This window comes from Pseudomonas putida (assembly GCF_002741075.1).
GTDB lineage: Bacteria > Pseudomonadota > Gammaproteobacteria > Pseudomonadales > Pseudomonadaceae > Aquipseudomonas > Aquipseudomonas putida_T.
Genome location: NZ_CP016634.1, coordinates 1594215 through 1616738 on the forward strand (window position 1 = coordinate 1594215; position 22524 = coordinate 1616738).

Sequence of the window (22524 nt, forward strand, 5' to 3'; positions counted from 1 at the left end):
GCCGATGGTTGTTCCACTGTTCAAACCCTTCTACCGCCTGCTCCTGGCAGCTACCTTGATCGCCCTGTGCGCCTGCACCCAGGAGCAGGGGCGCGACATCCTCACCCAGTTCGGTGACGGCAAACCCAGCGAGCTGTTCCAGACCAGCGTCGACCGCATGGCGACCATCGCCATGCGCGACAATCTGCAGAGCCTGTACCTGCTGATGAACAAGCTCTACCAGCGCAACCCCAACCAATGGAAGCAGTCGGGCTACCTCGATGCCGCCACCGCCGAGCGGCAGATTCGCCTGGCCATCGAGCAGCGCCAGCCTTTGGCCCAGTTGGGCGATCGGCGCGACCTGGCGGCGTTGAGCTACGCCTTGAGTCCTGAGTTTCGCGGCGACCGGGTCGGTGCCTTCATCTATGCCATCGGCAGCATGCTGATCACCGCCCACGGCGGGCGCACCGAGTTCTACATGACCGACACCATCGACCCGCTGTTCGTCAACAACGCCGCCCGTAACATCGAAAAAGCCACGTGGATGCTGAGCCAACGCCAGGACGCCAACGGCGTGCTGCTGTTGTTCTCCAACGAAATATCCGAAGAGGGCAGCAACCTGAGCTTCGCCGTGGAGTTCGGCAAGATCGTCGCGCGCCTGGACCTGTTGGCCCAGATGCTCGACGAACGCTACCGGCGGATCGGCCTGAACTACGCGCAAAGCTTGCTGTTGCTGAACTTCCTGCCGGTGCAGTAGGCCATCGATGAGCGGGTGTCATGGGCTCTGCTGCCAGCCAAGCACTACGCCCCGTTCCGTGCCCTTGTAGGAGCGGCCTGTGCCGCTTCTACAGAAAGCGAGGTGTTCGATTATCGAACTCAGAGGGTAGGCGCCTGTCCGCTATCCGCACGGCGTTTGCTTTGGTCGCATTGCCTAAGGCCCGGCTTTTTGATTATGTGTCGCGAACAGTACGCCGATGGTCGCCTACCCACATGCACCCTCCATCGGCTCGATAGACTGACCGTGAACGACCGCAACCACTGGCCCCAGTGCCCGTAGGACGCGGCGACCAGAACAATAACGAAGCCGAGTGCCTTGCCTATGGAAAGCCGCCTGTTGAGCGAGCGCAGCAGCGTGTTTCATCGCGCCGACCCTTATGTCGTGTCCGACTACGTCAACCGGCACGTGGGCCAGCATTGCATCGGCCTGTCCCGTACCACCCATCCTCAATCCAGCCTCAGCCACCGCAAGATGGCCGAGCTCGACCTGTGCCGCATCAGCTACGGCGGCAGCGTGCGGGTCACATCGCCTGCGCTGGAGACCATCTTTCACCTGCAGATCCTGCTCAACGGCAACTGCCTGTGGCGGGGGCATCAGCGCGAGCATTACCTGGTGCCGGGCGAGCTGCTGCTGATCAACCCGGATGAGCCGGTGGACCTGACCTATTCGGAGGACTGCGAGAAGTTCATCCTCAAAGTACCTACCCATCTGCTCGACTCGATCTGTGACGAGCAGCGCTGGCAGCGGCCCAGCGGCGGGGTGCGTTTCCTGCGCAATCATTACCGGCTGGAGGAGCTCGATGGCTTCGTCAACCTGCTGTCGATGGTGTGCCATGAGGCCGAGGTGAGCGATTCGCTGCCCAGGGTGCAGGGCCACTACAGCCAGATCGTCGCCAGCAAGCTATTGACGCTGATGAGCACCAATGTCCAGCGCGAACCCCTGGGCGCGGCGGGTGCGAGCCTGGAGCGCATCCTCGAACACATCGACCGCCACCTCAAGCTCGAACTCACCGCCGAAGGGCTGGCCGAGCAGGCCTGCATGAGCGTGCGCTCGCTGTATGCGTTGTTCGACCGCCACCTGGGCACCACGCCCAAGCAGTACATCCGTCAACGCAAGCTTGAGCAGGTCCATGCCTGCCTGCGCGATGCCAGCTGTTCGGTGCGCAATGTCACTGAGCTGGCGATGGACTATGGGTTCCTGCACCTGGGTCGGTTCTCCGAGCACTACCGGCAACGCTTCGGCGAGCTGCCGTCCGAGACCCTCAAGCGCCGCAACTGACCTCCGCTCGCGGGCTGGCCCGCGATTGCGCAAGCCCATACAGACAACGCGCCGACCTGTCTGCACAAAGTGGATAGCACTCTGCACGATCCGGATATTGCCCCCGCCGCCCAATCCCTAACCTGACCTGGCCTGAACAATAACAATGGAGACCCTGGCCATGTCCCTGGGATTCGACTACCTCAATGCCATGCTCGAGGACGATCGGGAAAAAGGTGTCTACCGCTGCAAGCGGGAGATGTTCACCGACCCGCGCCTGTTCGACCTGGAGATGAAACACATCTTCGAGGGCAACTGGATCTATCTGGCCCATGAAAGCCAGATCCCCGAGAAAAACGACTTCCTCACCCTGACCATGGGGCGCCAGCCGATCTTCATCGCGCGCAACAAGGACGGTGAGCTCAATGCCTTCCTCAATGCCTGCAGCCACCGCGGTGCCATGCTCTGCCGTCACAAACGCGGCAACCGCTCAAGCTACACCTGCCCGTTCCACGGCTGGACCTTCAACAACAGCGGTAAGCTGCTCAAGGTCAAGGATCCGGCCAACGCCGGCTACCCCGACAGCTTTAACTGCGACGGCTCCCACGACCTGACCAAGGTCGCCCGCTTCGAGTCCTACCGCGGCTTTCTGTTCGGCAGCCTCAACGCGGATGTCAAACCGCTGCGCGAGCACCTGGGCGAGTCGGCCAAGATCATCGACATGATCGTCGACCAGTCCCCCGAGGGCCTGGAAGTGCTGCGCGGTTCGAGCTCGTACATCTATGAAGGCAACTGGAAGCTCACCGCCGAGAACGGCGCCGACGGCTACCACGTCAGCTCCGTGCACTGGAACTACGCCGCCACCCAGAACCAGCGCAAGCAGCGCGAGGCCGGGGACGAGATCAAGACCATGAGTGCCGGCGCCTGGGCCAAGCAGGGCGGGGGGTTCTATTCCTTCGACCACGGCCACCTGTTGCTGTGGACCCGCTGGGCCAACCCCGAGGACCGTCCGGCCTACGAGCGCCGCGAACAACTGGCCGCCGATTTCGGTCAGGCCCGCGCCGACTGGATGATCGAAAACTCGCGCAACCTGTGCTTGTACCCCAACGTGTACCTGATGGATCAGTTCAGCTCGCAGATCCGCGTGGCCCGGCCGATCTCGGTGAACAAGACCGAGATCACCATCTACTGCATCGCGCCCAAGGGCGAGAGCGCCGAGGCGCGGGCCAAGCGCATCCGCCAGTACGAGGACTTCTTCAACGTCAGTGGCATGGCCACCCCGGATGACCTGGAAGAGTTCCGCTCCTGCCAGACCGGCTACGGCGCCGGCACCGGCTGGAACGACATGTCCCGCGGCGCGACCCACTGGGTCGAAGGCGCCGACGAGGCCGCCAAGCAGATCGAACTGCAACCGCTGCTCTCGGGCGTGCGCACCGAGGATGAAGGCCTGTTCGTGCTGCAGCACAAGTACTGGCAGGACACCATGCTCAAGGCGTTGGAGCAGGAACAGCGTCTGATCCCCGTGGAGGCTGTGCAATGAGCATTTACGAGACCGTGCGCGACTTCCTCTACCGCGAGGCGCGCTACCTGGATGACGCCCAGTGGGACCAATGGCTGGAGCTGTACGCCGCCGATGCGACCTTCTGGATGCCCTCGTGGGACGATGACGACACGCTCACCGAAGACCCGCAGAGTGAAATCTCGCTGATTTGGTATGGCAACCGTGGTGGTCTGGAGGACCGGGTGTTCCGCATCAAGACCGAGCGCTCCAGCGCCACGGTGCCGGATACCCGCACCTCGCACAACCTCAGCAACATCGAGATCGTCGAGCAGGGCCATGGCCAGTGCCGGGTGCGTTTCAACTGGCACACCTTGAGCTTTCGCTACAAGACCACCGACAGCTACTTCGGCACCAGCTTCTACACCCTCGATCTGCGCGGCGAACAGCCGTTGATCCTGGCCAAGAAGGTGGTTCTGAAGAACGACTACGTCCGCCAGGTCATCGACATCTACCACATCTGATTCCAGGCCACGACGAGGGCCGCTCGGGGTGCCGCAAGGCGCGCCGCGGCCAGGCTCGCCCCGGAGGTACGCCATGAGCTTCCAGATCGCACTGAATTTCGAAGACGGGGTCACCCGTTTCATCCAGGCCGATGGCCACGAGACCGTCGCCGATGCCGCTTACCGCCAAGGCATCAACATCCCGCTGGACTGCCGCGACGGCGCCTGCGGCACCTGCAAATGCCAGGCCGAGGCCGGGCGCTACGACTTGGGCGACAACTTCATCGAAGACGCCCTGAACGAAGACGAGATCGCCCAAGGGTTCGTCCTGACCTGCCAGATGCGCGCGCTGAGCGATTGCGTGGTTCGCATCCCGGCCTCCTCGCAGCTGTGCAAGACCGAGCAGGCCAGTTTCGAGGCGGCCATCAGCGATGTGCGCCAGTTGTCCGAAAGCACCATCGCCTTGTCGATCAAGGGTGAGGCGTTGAATCGCCTGGCGTTCCTGCCGGGGCAGTACGTCAACCTCAAGGTGCCGGGCAGCGAACAGACCCGCGCCTATTCGTTCAGCTCGCTGCAGAAGGACGGTGAGGTCAGCTTCCTGATCCGCAACGTGCCGGGCGGCCTGATGAGCAGTTTCCTCACCAGTCTGGCCAAGGCGGGCGACCAGATGACTCTGGCCGGCCCGCTGGGCAGCTTCTACCTGCGGGCGATCCAGCGGCCTCTGTTGCTGCTGGCCGGTGGCACAGGCCTGGCGCCCTTCACCGCGATGCTGGAAAAGATCGCCGAGCAAGGCAGCGAGCATCCGCTGCACCTGATCTACGGGGTCACCAACGACTTCGATCTGGTCGAGCTGGACCGCTTGCAAGCCTTGGCCGCGCGGATTCCCAACTTCACCTTCAGCGCTTGCGTGGCCAATCCCGACAGCCAGTACCCGCACAAGGGCTATGTGACCCAGCACATCGAGCCACGACACCTCAATGACGGCGACGTGGACGTCTATCTGTGCGGCCCGCCCCCGATGGTCGAGGCGGTCAGCCAGTACATCCGCGAACAAGGCATCACCCCGGCCAACTTCTACTACGAGAAGTTCGCCGCGGCGGCGGCCTGAGGTTTTACGGGGCTGCCCGCATCGTGCGGGTGAGGGCGGCCTCTTTTTATTGCGTACGCGAACGCTGGGGGAGCGGGTCTACCCGCGAAGCAAGCCACTCGGTGTATGGCACCGGCTGTGCCGGTGTTCGCGGGTAAACCCGCTCCCACAGGGACGGCGGGCAACTGGAGAATCGCTGATGAACAACAGATTCCAAGGCAAGGTCGCCCTGGTCACCGGCGCCGCCCAAGGCATCGGCCGGGGTGTGTGCTGGCGGCTCAAGGCCGAAGGCGCCCAGGTGGTGGCGGTGGACCGCTCCGAGCTGGTCCACGAGTTGGCCGGGGAGGGCGTGCTGACCCTGATCGCGAACCTTGAGCAACACACCGACTGCGCCCAGGTGATGGCACAGGCGGTCGCGACCTTCGGCCGCCTCGACATCCTGATCAACAACGTCGGCGGGACCATCTGGGCCAAGCCGTTCGAACACTACGACATCGAGCAGATCGAGGCCGAAGTGCGTCGCTCGTTGTTCCCGACCCTGTGGTGCTGCCACGCGGCGCTGCCCTACATGCTCGAGCGTGGCAGCGGCGCCATCGTCAACGTCTCGTCCATCGCCACCCGTGGCGTCAACCGTGTGCCCTACGGCGCTGCCAAGGGCGGGGTCAACGCGCTGACCGCCTGCCTGGCCTTCGAAACCGCCGGGCGCGGTGTACGCGTCAATGCCACCGCGCCCGGCGGCACCGAAGCGCCACCGCGGCGCATCCCGCGCAACAGCGCTGAGCAGAGCGAGCAGGAAAAGACCTGGTACCAGCAGATCGTCGACCAGACCCTCTCCAGCAGCCTGATGAAGCGCTACGGGACCATCGACGAGCAGGTCGGCGCGATCCTCTTCCTGGCCTCCGACGAGGCCTCCTACATCACCGGCGTCACGTTGCCGGTCGGTGGTGGCGACCTCGGCTGAGGCCGCCTGCGGCAAGGTTTTCTTCACACAACAAAAACAACAGAGAGAGATGCCATGCGAACCCTCGACGTCCAAGCGATCATCGACAATGCCCGCTTCACGCCCTTTCACTGGATGGTCATGGCCTGGTGCGGCCTGTTGCTGATCTTCGACGGCTATGACCTGTTCATTTATGGCGTGGTTTTGCCCGTCATCATGAAAGCGTGGGGGCTGACCCCATTACAGGCCGGAGCACTGGGCAGCTATGCGCTGTTCGGCATGATGTTCGGCGCCCTGGCATTCGGCAGCCTGGCCGATCGCATCGGCCGCAAGAAGGGCATTGCCCTGTGCTTTGCGCTGTTTTCCGGGGCGACCATCCTCAATGGCTTTGCCACCAGCCCCGGCGAGTTCGGTATCTACCGCTTCATCGCCGGGCTCGGCTGCGGCGGCTTGATGCCCAATGCCGTGGCGCTGATGAACGAATACGCGCCCAAGCGCCTGCGCAGCACTTTGGTGGCGATCATGTTCAGCGGGTATTCCCTGGGCGGCATGCTCTCGGCGGGTGTCGGCATCTACCTGCTGCCACGCTTTGGCTGGGAGTCGATGTTCTTTGCCGCGGCGCTGCCGCTGCTGCTGTTGCCGGTGATTCTCTACTACCTGCCGGAGTCCATCGGTTTTCTGGTGCGCCAGGGCCGCGTCAAGGAGGCCGGCGCGTTGCTCAAGCGCCTGGATCCAGACTGCGACGTGCAGGCGGACGATGTGCTGCAGGTCGTGGAGCGCAAGGCCAAGGGCGCTTCGGTGGCGGCGTTGTTCCGCGAGGGCCTGGCGGTGCGCACCCTGGCACTGTGGCTGGCGTTCTTCTGCTGCCTGCTGATGGTGTACGCGCTCAGCTCCTGGCTGCCGAAGCTGATGGCCAATGCCGGCTACAGCCTGGGTTCGAGCCTGTCGTTCCTGCTGGTGTTGAACTTTGGCGGCATGGCCGGGGCGATCTTCGGCGGCTGGCTGGGGGACCGCTACAACCTGGTCAAGGTCAAGGTGGCGTTCTTCCTGGCTGCGGCCCTGTCGATCAGCCTTCTGGGTGTGAACAGCCCGATGCCGGTGCTCTATGGGCTGATCTTCATCGCCGGCGCCACCACCATCGGTACGCAGATCCTGCTGTATGCCGGCGCGGCTCAGTTGTACGGCCTGTCGGTGCGCTCCACAGGGTTGGGCTGGGCGTCGGGTATCGGCCGCAACGGCGCCATCGTCGGCCCGCTGCTGGGCGGTGCGCTGATGGGCATCAACCTGCCGCTGCAACTGAACTTCATCGCTTTTGCCATTCCTGGAGCCATCGCCGCGCTGGCCATGGCCGTGCACCTGGCCAGTGGCCGGCGCCACGGCCTGGTCGCGCCTGCCCAGGCCTGATCGTTCACTGACGCAACTGGAGGCCTTGCATGACAAGCCCGACTATCGACCGGCTGGAGGCGATCATCGTCGACCTGCCGACCATCCGCCCGCACAAGCTGGCGATGCACACCATGCAGCAGCAGACCCTGGTGATCCTGCGCCTGCGTTGCAGCGACGGCGTGGAGGGCATCGGCGAGGCCACCACCATCGGCGGGCTGGCCTACGGCTACGAAAGCCCCGAGGGCATCAAGGCCAACATCGACGCGCATCTGGCGCCAGCGTTGATCGGCCTGCCGGCGGACAACATCAACGCTGCCATGCTCAAGCTCGACAAACTGGCCAAGGGCAACACCTTCGCCAAATCCGGTATCGAGAGTGCGCTGCTCGATGCCCAGGGCAAACGCCTGGGGCTGCCAGTCAGCGAACTGCTCGGCGGGCGGGTGCGCGACAGCCTGGAAGTGGCCTGGACCCTGGCCAGCGGCGACACCGCCCGTGACATCGCCGAGGCCGAGCACATGCTTGAGGTGCGTCGCCATCGGGTGTTCAAGCTCAAGATCGGGGCCAATCCGGTGGAGCAGGACCTCAAGCACGTGGTGGCGATCAAGCGTGAACTGGGCGATCGCGCCAGCGTGCGGGTGGACGTCAACCAGCACTGGGACGAGTCCCAGGCCATCCGCGCCTGCCAGGTGCTTGGCGACAACGGCATCGACTTGATCGAGCAGCCGATCTCGCGCATCAACCGCGCCGGCCAGGTGCGCCTGAACCAGCGCAGCCCGGCGCCGATCATGGCCGATGAGTCGATCGAAAGCGTCGAGGACGCCTTCAGCCTGGCCGCCGATGGCGCCGCCAGCATCTTCGCCCTGAAGATCGCCAAGAACGGTGGCCCACGCGCCGTGCTGCGCACCGCGCAGATCGCCGAAGCCGCCGGCATTGCCCTGTACGGCGGGACCATGCTCGAAGGCTCGATCGGCACCCTGGCCTCGGCCCACGCATTCCTTACCCTGCGTCAGCTGACGTGGGGCACCGAGCTGTTCGGGCCCTTGCTGCTGACCGAAGAGATCGTCGCCCAAGCGCCGCAGTACCGCGACTTCCAGCTGCACGTGCCGCGTACGCCGGGGCTGGGCTTGACCTTGGACGAAGCCCGCCTGGCGCGCTTCGCCCGCCACTGAAGGAACTGACACCACCCCGTGGGAGCGGGCAGACAACGCGATGGATGTCACCGGCTGTGCCGGTGTTCGCGGCTAAAGCCGCTCCTACAACGACTTAATCAGACGCGAGGAGAACCCCATGCTGTTCCACGTGAAGATGACCGTGAAGCTGCCAGTCGATATGGACCCGGCCAAGGCCGCGCAACTGAAGGCTGATGAAAAGGAACTGGCCCAGCGCCTGCAGCGCGAGGGTACCTGGCGCCACCTGTGGCGCATTGCCGGCCACTACGCCAACTACAGCGTGTTCGACGTGCCCAGCGTCGAGGCCCTGCACGACACCCTCATGCAGTTGCCGCTGTTCCCCTACATGGACATCGAGGTCGACGGCCTGTGCCGCCACCCCTCGTCGATCCATAGCGACGACCGCTGATTAGAACCCTTTGCACAAGAACAAGATGAGGTACGCATCATGACCGTGAAGATTTCCCATACTGCCAAGATCCAGGCGTTCTTCCAGGAAGCCGCAGGCTACGGCAACGACGACGGCAACCCGCGCATCAAGCGCATCATCCAGCGCGTATTGCAGGACACCGCCCGCTTGATCGAGGACCTGGAGATCACTGAAGACGAGTTCTGGCTCGCCGTTGACTACCTCAATCGCCTGGGCGGACGCGGTGAGGCCGGGTTGCTGGTGGCAGGCCTGGGCCTGGAGCATTTCCTCGACCTGCTGCAGGACGCCAAGGATACCGAGGTAGGTTTGACCGGTGGCACGCCGCGCACCATCGAAGGCCCGCTGTATGTCGCCGGTGCGCCGATCGCCCAAGGTGAAGTGCGCATGGACGACGGCAGCGAAGAGGGCGTGGCCACGGTGATGTTCCTCGAAGGCCAGGTGCTCGACCCGCAAGGCCAGCCGGTGGCAGGCGCCACGGTCGATCTGTGGCATGCCAATACCCGCGGCACCTATTCGTTCTTCGACCAGAGCCAGTCGCAGTACAACCTGCGCCGGCGCATCGTCACCGACGCCCAGGGCCGCTACCGCGCCCGCTCCATCGTGCCGTCGGGCTACGGCTGCGACCCGCAGGGGCCGACCCAGGAGTGCCTGGACTTGCTGGGCCGCCATGGCCAGCGCCCGGCGCACATCCACTGCTTCATCTCTGCGCCGGGCTATCGCCACCTGACCACCCAGATCAACCTGGCGGGTGACCAGTACCTGTGGGACGACTTCGCCTACGCCACCCGTGAGGGGCTGGTCGGTGAGATCACGTTCCGCGAGGACGGCGCGCGGGGTGTGCAAGGGCGGTATGCCGAGCTTTCGTTCGACTTCCAGTTGCAGAAGGCCGTGGACAGCGAAGCCGAGCAACGTAGCAGCCGGCCGCGGGCGTTGCAGCAGGCTTGATACACCGAGGTGTCCTCTTCGCGGGTAAACCCGCTCCCACAGGGACGGTGTCGCTGTCGCCACCCAGGCCTCCACCCTTGTTGAGGTTGCTGTGGGAGCGGGTTTACCCGCGAAGAAAGCACCGCAGAAGCAGCGCCAGCCTGCGATGAAGTCAACGGACAGCGCTGTTGAGAGGTTGGCGCGGACCCTGTGGGAGCGGGTTTACCCGCGAAGAAAGCACCGCAGAACCGGCGCCAGCCTGCGATGAAGGCAACACAAAACACGTGCCAGCCACCAAGGCCGGCCAGAGCTTGCGAGAGGTCCTATGAAAGACCTGTTCAACGATTGCTCCGTGTCGGCCGTTGTCGCCGGCATGATCGCGACGATGATTTCCTACGCCGGACCCTTGGTGATCATTTTCCATGCGGCCGAAGCCGGAGGGCTTTCCCACGATGTGCTGTCTTCGTGGGTCTGGGCGGTGTCCATGGGCAGCGCGGTGCTGGGGGCATGGCTGAGCCTGCGCTATCGGGTACCGGTGGTGATCGCCTGGTCGATCCCAGGCTCGGCGCTGCTGGTCACCGCCTTGCCGGAGTTGGGCCTGGAGCAGGCCATCGGCGCCTACCTGGTGGCGAATCTGGTGTTGCTGGTGATCGGCATCAGTGGTGCCTTCGACCGCATCATCGCTCACCTGCCGGGCTCCATTGCCGCCGGCATGCAGGCCGGGATTCTGTTCAGTTTCGGCACCGAGGTGTTTCGTGCGCTGCCGGTCCAGCCGACGCTGGTGCTGGCGATGTTCGCCACTTACGTGTTGATGCGCGTGCGCCAACCGCGCTATGCGGTGGCGGCGGTGCTGCTGGTCGGCGCGTTCGTCACGGTGCTCAGCGGTCAGTTTCGCAGTGACGCGCTGGTGCTGGAACTCGCCTCGCCCCGCTTGATCGCCCCGCAGTTCAGCGTCACGGCCCTGTTCAGCCTGGCGTTGCCCCTGGTGCTGGTGGCCCTGACCGGGCAGTTCATGCCCGGCATGGCGGTATTACGCAATGCCGGTTACGCCGTGCCCGCCAGCCCATTGATCAGCACCAGCGCCCTGGGGGGCGCCTTGCTCGCGCCCTTTGGCTGTCATGGGCTGAACCTGGCGGCGGTCACTGCGAGCCTGTGCACGGGCCGTGAAGCGCATGAAGATCCACGCCGACGTTATGTGGCGGCGGTGTCCGGCAGCGTGCTTTACCTGCTGCTGGGAATCGCCGGCGCCACCTTGATGTCGTTGTTCGCCGCCTTTCCCGCCGCGCTCATTGCCGCACTGGCGGGCCTGGCCCTGTACGGCGCGATCAGCGAGGCCTTGGCCAGGAGCCTGTCCGAACCGGCTGAACGCGACGCGGGGCTGTTCACCTTTCTGGTGACCGCCTCCGGCGTGTCCTTCCTGGGGCTGTCGGCGGCGTTCTGGGGCCTGTTGTTCGGGCTTGCCGCCCACGCCTTGCCACACCTGCGCCGACCCCGTGCCCACACGGCCTTGCGCCGCGCCCGCTGAAAGAGGAGAGCGATCACTCGATACCCACGCGTTCCCAGCGCTTTACCCATAAAAACAAGATCAAAGAGAGCTTCGGAATGAACCACACCCCTTGCGTCGCCCTGGGCATCACCTTGCTCAGCCAACCCCTGCTGGCCTCTGAAAACGGCTTTTTCGAGGATGCCAAGGCCAGCCTGAGCGCCCGCAACTATTACTTCAGCCGCGACTATTCGGACATCGTCGGGGCCAATCAGCAGTCCAAGGCCGAGGAGTGGGCCCAGGGCTTCATCCTCGACTTCAAGTCCGGCTACACCCCCGGCACCGTGGGGTTCGGTATGGATGCCCTGGGCCTGCTGGGCATCAAGCTCGACAGCAGCCCGGACCGCGTCAACACCGGGCTGTTGCCGGTGCACAGCGATGGCCGCGCGGCGGATGAGTACAGCCGTCTGGCACCGACCTTCAAGGCGCGTCTATCCAAGACCGAGCTGCGCGTCGGTGAATTGCAGCCCAACCTGCCGGTGCTCACCTTCAGTGACATTCGCCTGCTGCCACCCACCTACCAGGGCGTGAACCTGAGCTCGACCGAGCTGGCGGGCCTGACGCTGCAGGCCGGGCACCTCACCTCCAGTCACCTGCGCAATGAGGCCGGCGACGACAAGATGATCGCCATGCTCGGTCATGTACCCATGCGCCAGGCACAGAGCGATGCGTTCAACTATGTTGGCGGCGACTACGCCTTCAACGACAACCAAAGCAGCGCGAGCCTCTGGTACGGCCAGCTGGAGGACATCTATGAACAGGGCTTCGTCGGCCTCAAGCACAGCAAGCCTGTGGGCGATTGGGTGCTGAGCGCCAACCTGGGCTACTTCACGGCGCGCGAGGACGGCGATGCACTGTTGGGCAACATCGATAACCAGGCGTTCTTTTCGTTGTTCACCGTCCGGCAGGGTGGGCACAGTTTCCATGTCGGCTACCAGGGCATCTATGGTGACAGCCCATTCCCACGGGTGTTCGCCAACATCTCGCCGCTGGGCAACGAGGTGCCGACCTATGAGTTCGCCTACACCGACGAACGCTCCTATCAGGCGCGCTACGACTACAACTTCGCCGCCCTGAGCATCCCCGGGCTCACCGCCACCGTGCGCTACATCACCGGTAACAACGTGGATACCGGCCAAGGTTACGAGGGCAAGGACCGCGAGCGTGACATCGACCTGGGCTATGCCGTGCAGGGAGGGCTGTTCAAGGGGTTGGGGGTTCGTGTGCGCAATGCCATGGCACGCTCCAACTACCGCAGTGACATCGATGAGAACCGCCTGATCCTGGTGTACACCTGGCAATTGTTCTAATCAGCAGCGCGCGTCCACAGGCTTGTTCCTGTGGGCGTGCCAGTGTCCAGCAACGCGTTTCAAACCAAGCAATATGTAGGGGTTCTGGCGCCAAGTCGGTCTTTATCCTGCGTGGCTCACCCATCAGGAGCCCCGTCATGCCCCACGTTCTGGACCACAAACACGCCGTGGCAATGCAGTTCGCCAGCCGCCCGACCCTGCGTCAGGTGGCTGGCCAGCAGATCATGAAAGTGATGATCGAGCGCTATCCACTGATCGCCAGCCAAAGGCCGGAGCTGACCAGTGCCGAAGCGTTCAAAGTGATGATTCCCAAACCAGGAGGGTTCTGGTCGGTCCGCTCGTTCGTCGACTACGTGCTCCAGGCGTGGCTGGAGGGTGAGCGACTGGACTTTTCCTTCGTGGACGGCCTGGATTACCGCCTGAGCCTCGAAGTGCCGTCGCGTTTCTATGCCATCAAAGACCCACGCAAAACCGCCGATGGCGATCGGATCAAGCTCGAAGACCTCGGTGACGCCCTCAATGAGCTGCTTGAACTGTTCGAGGAGCTGTTTTGTCAGGCGCAGGTCGACTATTGGCGTGAAGATGCCAACGCAGGCGTCAGCCGCGACCGGTGGTTGCAGCAGACGGTGAAGTCCGTCTTGCTGGAAAACCTGGCGCTGCAGAATCTGGACGCTGAGCAACAGACCTGTATTCGGGACCTGCTCGCGATCGGCGCACAATCGGCGGGCGTGTGCATTGTGGAGGTGCACATGAAGAAGGGAGGCCAGGCATTCTCCCGGTTGCTGCCCAACCTGCTGGTGATGGCCGAGAACGATGCGCGCAAGGTGTTTCTCTGGTGCGCGCCGTCCAGCGTGATCCAGGCATTCGACTCGCTCGGTGCCTTTGCCCAGGCGCTGCAAGACGAACTGGCCGACGCCTATGACTTCGATACGCTCACCTGGGACCGTCACGAGCTGGCCGGGGACGTATTCGGCCAATGGGCTGCGGCGATGCTGGAGGCATTGCTGGCCGCTGCACGCCGGCTACAGCACACGCAGTTGACCAACGTCGACGAAGCTGAGCAGGTGCTGGCTGCGCTGACGGACCCCTCGCAGTATTTCATCGAAGGGTATCGAGTTGCGACCGACACCCACCTGTCGTTGCCCAGCGAGGTGCAAAACGCATCGCACGAGGACAGCTTCGCCGATCAATGTGCCCTGTTCGACCTGGCACTGGCGCAGGCACGGAGTCAAGGCGTCTCGGCCCTGGCGGACGTGCTCTCCCTGCATGCCTACGCCAGCCAGCGTCTGCGCGAGCAATTGCTCAAGGACCACCCGATCGATGCCAACTACTTTCCCGACGACCTCGACCTGACGCTCACAATGGCCCATGGCACGCCCGGTGGCGCCGGGGTAGGGGTGGGCGATGGAAGCGTGGAGCGGCGCAGCATGACCCTGACCGAGTTCGCGATCGGCAATCTGAGCTCGCTGCAGGGCGCTCAGCTGACAGGCATCACGCACCGTGAAGGGCAACTGATCATGGATTGGATGACCATCGACTACGCCAAGTCGCTGGTGCAGCGGGTGGACATCGGCGCGCATTATCCGACCTATGTCGCGAAGTGCCTGGATGACCCCGCAACGCGCGAGCAGAGGGTTGAACGGTTTGCCCGGGAATGGCGTTGCGGGTTGTTGTTCAGCGCTCTGTCGGCCAAGCGCGATGGCAGCCTGGACGAAGAGGCCTTGCAATGCGTCGTGGACTACTGCCGTGGTGATGTCGACGAAACGCTGCCCGCCACGATGTTGATGCCATTGGCATTCAAGCGTGAACCCGAGGCGAAGGCTGAGGATCGGGTCGGCGGGATGTATGTGCTGTTCTGCGCCCAACCGTCACGGGTGCTGCTGTACAGGCCGCTCTATGCCGACGCGCCACTGATGATGTTCAGCAGCCTCGACACCATGATGCAGGCCATTCGACAGAAAGGTTCGCTACAGGACAGTGTCCTGCAATGGCTGGCAGCCGATGCGCGGCCGGTGTATGCCCACGGCGGTTTTCATGAGCCTCACCTGATACGACCGATCCTTGATACCTCGCTGACACTTGCGCCTGTGAAACCTGTCAAGTTCGCCCCTCAGTATTGGCGCATCGACGTCGATGCCAAGCTCTACCAGGCCAACCGTGATCTGTTGGTCGAACTGGCCGACCGCCAGTCGGTATCCAACGCTGAAAGTCGCTGGGCGATCCTTGCCCAAGGGGCGTGGCTGCTGTTCGACGTGGCCACGCTGTTCTTGCGTGGGCCGGTGGCGACGGTCGCTTGGGTGATCCAGGCCATCAATGCCGTGAGCAACGATGTGGCGGCGTTGAGCAGCGCCAGCGCGTTCTCGCGCTCCAGCGCCGTGGTGGATCTGCTGTTGAACGCTTCGATGGCACTGATGCACCAGCATTTGCCGACCCAGGCATCGACGGTCACGCCCCGAACGCGGCAGGCGCCGGCGTTTGCACAGCACAGGCTGCCGCAGCCGACCGTACAGGTGGCATCGATCGAACGCGTGCAAGGTAAAGTGGGGCTACCGGGGTCATTGGGGCGCTTGAACACGCAGTTGGACTTCTCCTGGCGAGGTGCCCATGGCCTGAACGTGCTGCCAGCCGAGCGCCGGCAGGCACTTCTGGCGATGCGCTCAAGTGTGTCCCTGGGTAAGCAGCCGATCATCACCACCGGAGCCCATCAGGGGTTGTACGAGATTGCTGGTCGTCATTACCTGTCGTTCGCAGGGGATGTCTATCAGGCGCAGGTGAGCGAGGACGGTATTCGCATCATGGACCCGGCCGGCGGCGAGGGCCCGCAGATGACCTTCATCGAGGAGAGCTGGCGGATCGACCATGCGCTGCAGCTGCGCGGTGGCATGCCCAAGAGCCGTGTGCAGAAACTCCGGGAGAACAACGAGGCATTGGTCCAAGCACTGCGCCTTCAGGACCAAAGCCTGACCGAGAAGCACAACAACCTGACCACCGCCGTGGAAAAGCACCGCAAGTTGTTGAGCGAGAAAGACCAACGCATCGAGCATTTGGAGGCGATGGCGGACCGTGATGCGTTGACCGAGCGTGACCTGAAGCTGACACGAAGCCTGCGCAAACAGATCAACCAAACGATCCTGCGTGAGCTCAAGGAACTGATCGAAAATGGCGTGGAGCACGATCAAGTGCTCTCGAAGCTTGCCGACATGAGGCTCAGCATCGGGCTCTCGGCCATGGTCGGCGAGGCCGAGGATCTGGAGCGCGCCAGCCGTGTGGTCATCGATCTTCGCAATGCGACACGTCAGGAACTCATCGAGAACCTGTCGGCGTTCTATGACGAAATGGCCCAGATGATCAACACCGAGGACCTGGACAGCCTGGCCAAGGACGTTGTCGTCAAACCGGAGAGCAAAGAGGAGGTTCGTCAGTACGAGAGCTTCAGAAAGCGCCTGGAACAGATCATCGAGTGGGAGACCCAACTGATCGAGATGTCCAGGGTTTTCGACCTCCAACTCAGCGACACCCTCAAGGACACCTCGATCGTCTTCAAAGGCAGCAGGGGGGAGCGGGTCAACAAGGACGGCAAACTCAGGGAAATCATCGAACGACGCCGGTTGTCCGCGATCGATCTGGAGTTTCAACAGTTGATGGACCTCGCCGAGGCCAGCGTCGATCGACTTGCCGATGTGGATGAATCCACGTTGACGCAGTATTCCGACTACTTGGCCAACGATGCCCTGAAAAGCGCCGGCAACGCTCACGGTGACCTGCCTGGCAGTGGGGTTTCGCTGACCGAGCAGATCGAGGTCCTGACGGGGGTCGTGGAGGCCTACCAGGAGGCACGCGTGTTGGCGGACTATCTGGAAAGCTGTGGTGGGCCGGCGGTCAAGCTGTCGTGGTTGCAGCGTTACGTCAGCAGCCTTGAAAACATCATGAGTTTGGCGGAGCGGGACTTGGCACAGGCGGTCAGGGAGCTGGAACTCGAAGAGCCACCGGTGCCCAGAACCTCTACCTACGCCGGACGCGGTGGTCGGCGGCATGTGGTCAGGACCAACCGCGGGCGAAGCGTTTTGGGCGAAGAAGTCCAGGTCGGTGACACCTCGGTGATGCAACAACGGGACTACCGCACCCAGGCGGTCATCAAGACGTTCCACAAGACGGGCGAGCAATGGGTCGAGAGCACTGCCCAGCCCAGCACCGGGGGCGAGCGTCCTGTGCCTTCGGCCGATCCGCGCATCGTGCGCAAGCAGGCCCAGACACTCATCGATCAGGTCGACTCGGTGGTCAAACTAGCCCGCTTGTACGTGAAAACCGATGAGCCCACCGGATTGTCGACGGTGATCGATGGGCATCTGGACAAACTCAAGCAAGCGCAGGCCGGGCTGCCCCGCCTCACCCCCGAAGATGAACTGCTCGAAGGGCTGACTGAAGGCGCGACCCGTCTCAAATCGGTCAAGCGCGACCTGCTGACGGGCATGTACCTGGCGACCTCGCACCCCACGGCCGACAGCTTGCGTTTTCTGTTCGAGCAGCGGGCGATCACGGTGCTGCGGGCCGGACAGCGCAAGGCGCTTGCTGCCAACGACTACCTGGATGTCTATGAAATTCGGCGCAGGATTCGCTCGGGCGAGCAGGAGGGTGAGGGGCTCTGGGAGGCCCACTTTCATTACCCAAGCGCCACGACGCCTGCGCGCCAGTTCAGCCGAGGGCATCTGAAGCTCTGGACGCAACGTAAGCTGGGACGTAAAGCGCAGCTTCAGGCCGCAGCCAGTGGCAGGGACTTTTTGGCGATCTATCGTGGCGAGCTGCGTCTGGAGCAAATAGAGGGCATCATCCCGTTCTGATCGAGCGGCCAGCGATCGGGTTTGCGCGGGCTGGCAGGATGACGGTAGGTTGCTGGAAAAACCTGCTCAGGAACCTTCATCTTGGACTCACTGACCCAAGCCGTCCTCGGCGCCGCCCTTCAAGGCGCGGTGCTGGGGCGCATCCAGGGGCGTCGCGCGCTGTTATACGGCGCGGCTCTGGGCACGTTGCCCGACCTCGACGTGCTGATCCGCTACGCGGACCCGGTATCGCAAATGACCTACCATCGGGGCTTTTCCCACTCGATCTTCGTGCTCACCGCCCTGGCGGCGGTGCTGGCCTGGCTGGTGAGCACGATCGCCCGAAGGCGTTGGCCCGACAAAGGCTACCGCTTGCCGAGGTTGTTCCTGGCGTTCTGGCTGGCCTTGGTGACCCATCCGATACTTGATGCTTTCACCGTCTATGGCACCCAGCTGTTCTGGCCGCTTAACCTGACCCCACAGAGCTGGGCGGCGGTATTCATCATCGACCCGGTGTACACCTTGCCGTTGCTTGGCGCAGTGCTGTTCGCGGCCTTCAAGGGCCTGGGCGGCCGGGCGATCCCGGTGTTGGTAGTGGCATTGGCGTTCAGCACCGCCTACCTGGGCTTCGGGCTGGCCGGACGCGTGGCGGCCGAACAGCGTTTCGCGCAAGCCCTGGACCAGCAAGGCATCGCCGTGACGCAGGTGCGCGCCGTGCCCATCGCCTTCAACAGCCTGGTCTGGCGCGTGCTGGCCAAGACCCCGGACGGTGAGTATTACGAAGGCATCAGCAGTGCCTTCGACCGCGCACCGCCGGAGATGCAGCGCCAGCCACGCAACCTTGAGGCTGCCCAGGTGTTGCGTGGCGTGCCGCTGCACGAGCGCCTGCGCTGGTTCACCGACGATTGGCTGCGCTACGACGTGGTGGGCGATGCCTTGGTGGTGACTGACCTGCGCATGGGCATTCCCGGCAACTACACCTTCCGTTTCCAGATGGCCAGCCGCGATGGCGCCGGGCGCTGGAGCGTGGTGACGCCGACGCTGTGGTTGGGCAATGGTGTGGGCTCGATGCTCAACGGTGAGGACCTGGCGTTGATCTGGCGGAGGATCGTCCAGCAGCAGCCTGCGCTGCCGTTGGCGGCCTGGACGCAGAAGTACCTTGGCCAGAGCGAAGCAGCTCGGTGAGCCTGCCAATCGCCCGAGGCTGAGTGACTGCAGTGGGGGCGCTGCGCGCCACATCGCAGGGTTCCGCGAAGCAGGTTATGCGGTGGATGGCACCGGCTTTGCCGGTGTTCGCGAGAGGAGTGCCGAACCGCCGCTCCCACAACGCCCGTGTCCAATCGAAAGGCATCGCTTAATCTTCCCACCGCTGGACTGCGCCGCTCTTAAGCGTTGCGCGGTGCCTGTGGGAGCCGTTGGTTGCATCGAAGCGCAGGGTTACCACACCTTCATGACGTTTCGTGTCGTGCAGGCAGTGGGCTGCGGCTGTTTCGTTTTGAGCCAGGCATTGGTGCAGGACATTTACACGGGGCGTCGGCGTAACGCCATGCGTATTTTTCTCACCAGCGCCAGCGGCGTGTTCATTTCACTTTCCCCTCTGGCAGGTAGCGCACTTCAGCAATCGTTGGGGTGGGCGGGGAGTTTTCAAGTATTCCTTGGTCTGTCGTGGATGGCCTGTCGGTGGTGGGCATCTTGTTGCCAATGGCCATCTGTACCATTGGCACGACGATTGTCCGTCCCGCCGCTACGACCTGTGCGCTGGACTTGTATCCCCAATTCGCCGGCGCAGCTGCTGCGCTCAACAACACTCTGCTGTTCGCCATCTGTGGCGTGGCCAGCGCTCTTGTAGCGATGACAGATGCCGGTTTGCCGTTCAGTCTGGCTGTGGGATTCATTGCCACTGCGGTTGGCGGCAGTTGGCTAGTTAAACGATCAGTCCAGAAGGAGGCCGTCGAGCATATTCTCAGGTCGTGATCTCAACCTGGCCACGCATCGATCAGCTCGCGCGCCTCGCGGCTGGTCAACGGGCGTTTCATCCGTTGCGACATCACGGCCATGGCGCGCGCGTAGCCCTTGGCGATCACGGCCTCGACCTGGTCGTCGATGCACTGCAAGGCGATGAAGTCGCCTTTCTCCGGCTCGCCCACATACTCGATGCGGTTCCAGTGCTGCCCATGGCCGAGCACCTCATAGGTGCGCCCGTGCTGGTAGGTCCAGAAGAACGGCACGTCGTCGTAACGGCGCTGTTCGCCTAGCATGTTGGCCGCGGCGATCACGCCGTGCTGCTCGGCCAGGCGCCAGTGCTCGATGCGCACGGGGCGACCGACCAGGGGGAAGGTGGCGATGTCGCCGGCGGCCCATAGCCCTTCGGCGGCGTGCAGTTCGGCGTCCACGGGCAGGGACTGGTCTTCAGCCAGGTCCAGGCCGTGCACGAAACCTGTGGCCGGTTTGACGCCCACGCCCAGCAGCACCAGTGCGGTGTCCAGCCGCTCGCCATTGGCCAGCACCACGGCCTGGACGTGGTCGGTGCCTTCGAAGCGCTCGACGTCGGTCGGCCCATGGAACACCACGCCCTTGCGCTCGTGCAGCTCGCGCAGGGTGCGGCCGATGCGTTCGCCGAGCTGCCTGGCCAGTGGGATTTCATGGCGGGTGACCACATGCACCTGCGCGCCATACTTGCGCAGGGCAGAGGCAGCCTCCAGGCCGATGAACCCGTCACCGACGATGACCACCGGCTGGCCCGGCTCGGCGGCATCGAGCAGGTGCGCGGCGTCGTCCCGGGAGCGCAACAGACAGACACCGGGCAACTGGGCGCCGGGAAGGTCGGGGCGCTTGGGTTTGCCGCCGGTGGCCACCAGGGCTGCGTCGTACTCCAGGCGCTTGCCGTCGGCCAGCATGATCTGGCGCTTGGCGACATCCAGCGCCCGCACCTTGGCGTGCCAACGCTCCAGATGCCCCTGGCGCAGGGCATCAGGCTCCAGCAGGGCGGGGACTTCGTCGGGCGCCATCTGCCCGGCGATGACGAATTTGCTCAAAGACGTGCGGTCGTAGGCGGGGTGCTGTTCCTGGTCGATCCACACCAGGCGGCCGCCGAAGCCATGGCCGAGCAGGGTGGCCACCGCCGCGCAGCCGGCCGCGCCCGCACCGATCACCGCAAAGCAGCGGGCATCGCTGTGCCGAGGTGGGTTGACCTTGGGCAGCGGCTGGTCGTCTACCAGGATATCGCCGTTTTTCACCTGCACCGGATAGCGCCGTAGATCGGCCAGGGCCGGCGGTTCGCAGACCGCGCCTTCGTCCACGGCGAACGCTGCCTTGTGCCAGGGGCAGACCAGCAACCCGCCGCACAGGGCGCCTTCTTCGAGGGGAGCGCCTTCGTGGGGGCAATGCGCCTGGTAGGCATGCACCAGGTCGCCCTGGCGGATCAGGATCACTTCCTCGCTGCCGGCCTGAACGCGCAAGGGCGTGCGTTCATCGAGCTGTTCAAGGCGGGCCACGCTGTGCTGGGTCATGAGGCGTCTCCGTAGAACCGTTCAGGTTCATTTGACGCCTTCGCCGAGCAGGGGATGCAACAGACCGACGATCGGGGGCGGCAGGTCCGCCGAGCGGCCGACGACGATCATGGCAGGTGATGTCTTTGCCTTGGTCAGGGGCGGGGCTGTATGCCATGATCGGGTTCTCTTTTTCATGGTTGTCGCGCTGTCGCCGGTTCCGGCGCTCGCCACGACGAGTCTCGGTGAGCGCGACACCCCAAGGACCCTTGAATGTCACGACCTGGCGCAGGACATCGTCGACTGGGCGATGGCTATCCTGCCGTGCAACGTCAACGTCATGGACAGCCAGGGTTTGATCCTGGGCAGCGGCGAACCTGAGCGCATCAACACCCGCCATGAGGGCGCACAATTGGTGCTGGCCAACGGGCGAATCGTCGAGCTGGATGTGGACGCCGCCAAGTGCCTCAAGGGCGTGCAGCCGGGGGTGAACCTGCCGCTGATGCTCGATGACCGCTTGATCGGGGTACTGGGGCTCACGGGTGATCCGCAACAGCTGCGTACCTATGGTGAGCTGGTGCGCATGACCGCCGAAATGCTCCTGGCCCAACGCCATCTGCAGGTGGAGCATCAGTGGCGGCGTCAGCGCTGCGACGATCTGTTGGCCTTGTTGCTCGGTGGCAGCAGTGATTCCCCCCGTCTGCTCGATGAAGCCCAGCAGTTGGGCCTCAAGCCCCAGTTGGCCCGGGTGCCGTGCCTGTTCGAACTCGAACCCGGCCCCAGCGCGCAGGCGTTGTCCGGCTGGTTGATGAGCCGTTTTCCCGACAGTTGGTGCATCAGCCCGGCCCGGCATTCGTTGCTGTGGTGTCGGCCGGCAGGCGTCGCGCTGGATGAACAGCGCCTGGTCGAACGCCTGCAACGCCATGGCTGGCAGGTCGAGCGCCTGGCCATGGGCAACGTGGCGCAAAGCCTTGAGCAGCTGCGCCGTGGCTATCGGCGGGTGCGTGACCTGCTGGCCTACGGGCGCGAGGTCCTGCCCCAGGAGCGGTTGTTGAGTCTGTCCCGCTATCGTCTGCCTGCCTTGCTCTGGCGCCATCGCAACGATGACTCGCTGGATGAACTGCTCGAGCCCTTGCAGCGCATCCGCGCCAAGGACGCCAGCGGGCAGTTGCTGGCGACCCTGCGCGCCTGGTGCGCCCACGACGGGCAGAGCCAGGCCTGCGCCGATGCGCTGGGGATCCATCGCAACAGCCTGCGGTATCGCCTGGAGCGAATCGCCGAAGTGAGCGAGGTCGACCCGCTGCGCCTTGAGGGAATGCTCAGCCTGTACCTGGGGTTGCAACTGCTGCCGGCGCAGTGATTGGCCCCTTCCCAAAAGGCATTCGCCCAAACAACACCTCAACGCTTTTGTGCAT

16 protein-coding genes and 1 pseudogene are annotated in these 22524 nt (G+C 63.9%); 16 read left to right on the forward strand and 1 reads right to left on the reverse strand.

Annotation, left to right across the window (positions count from 1 at the left end; genetic code table 11):
* Positions 1-4: 4 nt before the first annotated feature.
* The 15 genes and pseudogenes from IEC33019_RS07470 (at position 5) to IEC33019_RS28155 (ending at position 19595) form a co-directional block, all read left to right on the forward strand.
* Positions 5-736 (forward strand): hypothetical protein, encoded by a 732-nt coding sequence (locus tag IEC33019_RS07470; protein WP_070090889.1) that lies wholly within the window; start codon positions 5-7, stop codon positions 734-736.
* Positions 737-1078: 342 nt separating this feature from the next.
* Complete coding sequence (locus IEC33019_RS07475; protein ID WP_070090888.1) at positions 1079-2035, forward strand: helix-turn-helix transcriptional regulator; 957 nt, start codon at positions 1079-1081, stop codon at positions 2033-2035.
* A 160-nt stretch (positions 2036-2195) separates the two neighbouring features.
* Positions 2196-3554, forward strand: a complete 1359-nt coding sequence (benA, locus tag IEC33019_RS07480) for a benzoate 1,2-dioxygenase large subunit (protein ID WP_070091018.1) — start codon at positions 2196-2198, stop codon at positions 3552-3554.
* Positions 3551-4036, forward strand: a complete 486-nt coding sequence (gene benB, locus IEC33019_RS07485; RefSeq protein WP_070090887.1) for a benzoate 1,2-dioxygenase small subunit — start codon at positions 3551-3553, stop codon at positions 4034-4036. The genes benA and benB overlap by 4 nt, the downstream gene beginning before the upstream one ends.
* Before the next feature lie 73 nt (positions 4037-4109).
* Positions 4110-5123: a benzoate 1,2-dioxygenase electron transfer component BenC gene (gene benC / locus IEC33019_RS07490; protein WP_070090886.1), complete on the forward strand. Its 1014-nt coding sequence runs from the start codon at positions 4110-4112 to the stop codon at positions 5121-5123.
* Between the two features lie 178 nt (positions 5124-5301).
* Positions 5302-6063, forward strand: a complete 762-nt coding sequence (locus IEC33019_RS07495; RefSeq protein ID WP_070090885.1) for a 1,6-dihydroxycyclohexa-2,4-diene-1-carboxylate dehydrogenase — start codon at positions 5302-5304, stop codon at positions 6061-6063.
* A gap of 54 nt (positions 6064-6117) precedes the next feature.
* A complete protein-coding gene (locus tag IEC33019_RS07500) occupies positions 6118-7446 on the forward strand; it encodes an MFS transporter (protein WP_070090884.1) in 1329 nt (442 codons plus the stop codon).
* 29 nt (positions 7447-7475) lie between these two features.
* Positions 7476-8597: a muconate cycloisomerase family protein gene (locus IEC33019_RS07505; protein WP_070090883.1), complete on the forward strand. Its 1122-nt coding sequence runs from the start codon at positions 7476-7478 to the stop codon at positions 8595-8597.
* A 118-nt stretch (positions 8598-8715) separates the two neighbouring features.
* Complete coding sequence (gene catC / locus IEC33019_RS07510; RefSeq protein WP_003256111.1) at positions 8716-9006, forward strand: muconolactone Delta-isomerase; 291 nt, start codon at positions 8716-8718, stop codon at positions 9004-9006.
* A gap of 39 nt (positions 9007-9045) precedes the next feature.
* Positions 9046-9972, forward strand: a complete 927-nt coding sequence (gene catA / locus IEC33019_RS07515) for a catechol 1,2-dioxygenase (RefSeq protein WP_099593249.1) — start codon at positions 9046-9048, stop codon at positions 9970-9972.
* 304 nt (positions 9973-10276) lie between these two features.
* Positions 10277-11476: a benzoate/H(+) symporter BenE family transporter gene (locus tag IEC33019_RS07520; RefSeq protein ID WP_070090881.1), complete on the forward strand. Its 1200-nt coding sequence runs from the start codon at positions 10277-10279 to the stop codon at positions 11474-11476.
* A 77-nt stretch (positions 11477-11553) separates the two neighbouring features.
* Positions 11554-12804 (forward strand): OprD family porin, encoded by a 1251-nt coding sequence (locus tag IEC33019_RS07525; RefSeq protein WP_070090880.1) that lies wholly within the window; start codon positions 11554-11556, stop codon positions 12802-12804.
* Between the two features lie 137 nt (positions 12805-12941).
* Positions 12942-17642: a DUF6543 domain-containing protein gene (locus tag IEC33019_RS07530; RefSeq protein WP_070090879.1), complete on the forward strand. Its 4701-nt coding sequence runs from the start codon at positions 12942-12944 to the stop codon at positions 17640-17642.
* Positions 17643-17723: 81 nt separating this feature from the next.
* Positions 17724-18806 (forward strand): metal-dependent hydrolase, encoded by a 1083-nt coding sequence (locus IEC33019_RS07535; RefSeq protein WP_070090878.1) that lies wholly within the window; start codon positions 17724-17726, stop codon positions 18804-18806.
* A 172-nt stretch (positions 18807-18978) separates the two neighbouring features.
* Positions 18979-19595: pseudogene (locus IEC33019_RS28155) on the forward strand (hypothetical protein).
* A gap of 2 nt (positions 19596-19597) precedes the next feature.
* Here the strand turns inward: IEC33019_RS28155 and IEC33019_RS07545 are convergent.
* Complete coding sequence (locus IEC33019_RS07545; RefSeq protein WP_070090876.1) at positions 19598-21130, reverse strand: FAD-dependent oxidoreductase; 1533 nt, start codon at positions 21128-21130, stop codon at positions 19598-19600.
* 175 nt (positions 21131-21305) lie between these two features.
* Here IEC33019_RS07545 and IEC33019_RS07550 point away from each other — a divergent pair, with 175 nt between their 5' ends.
* Positions 21306-22469 (forward strand): sugar diacid recognition domain-containing protein, encoded by a 1164-nt coding sequence (locus tag IEC33019_RS07550; RefSeq protein WP_301336680.1) that lies wholly within the window; start codon positions 21306-21308, stop codon positions 22467-22469.
* The last annotated feature ends 55 nt before the right edge of the window (positions 22470-22524 follow it).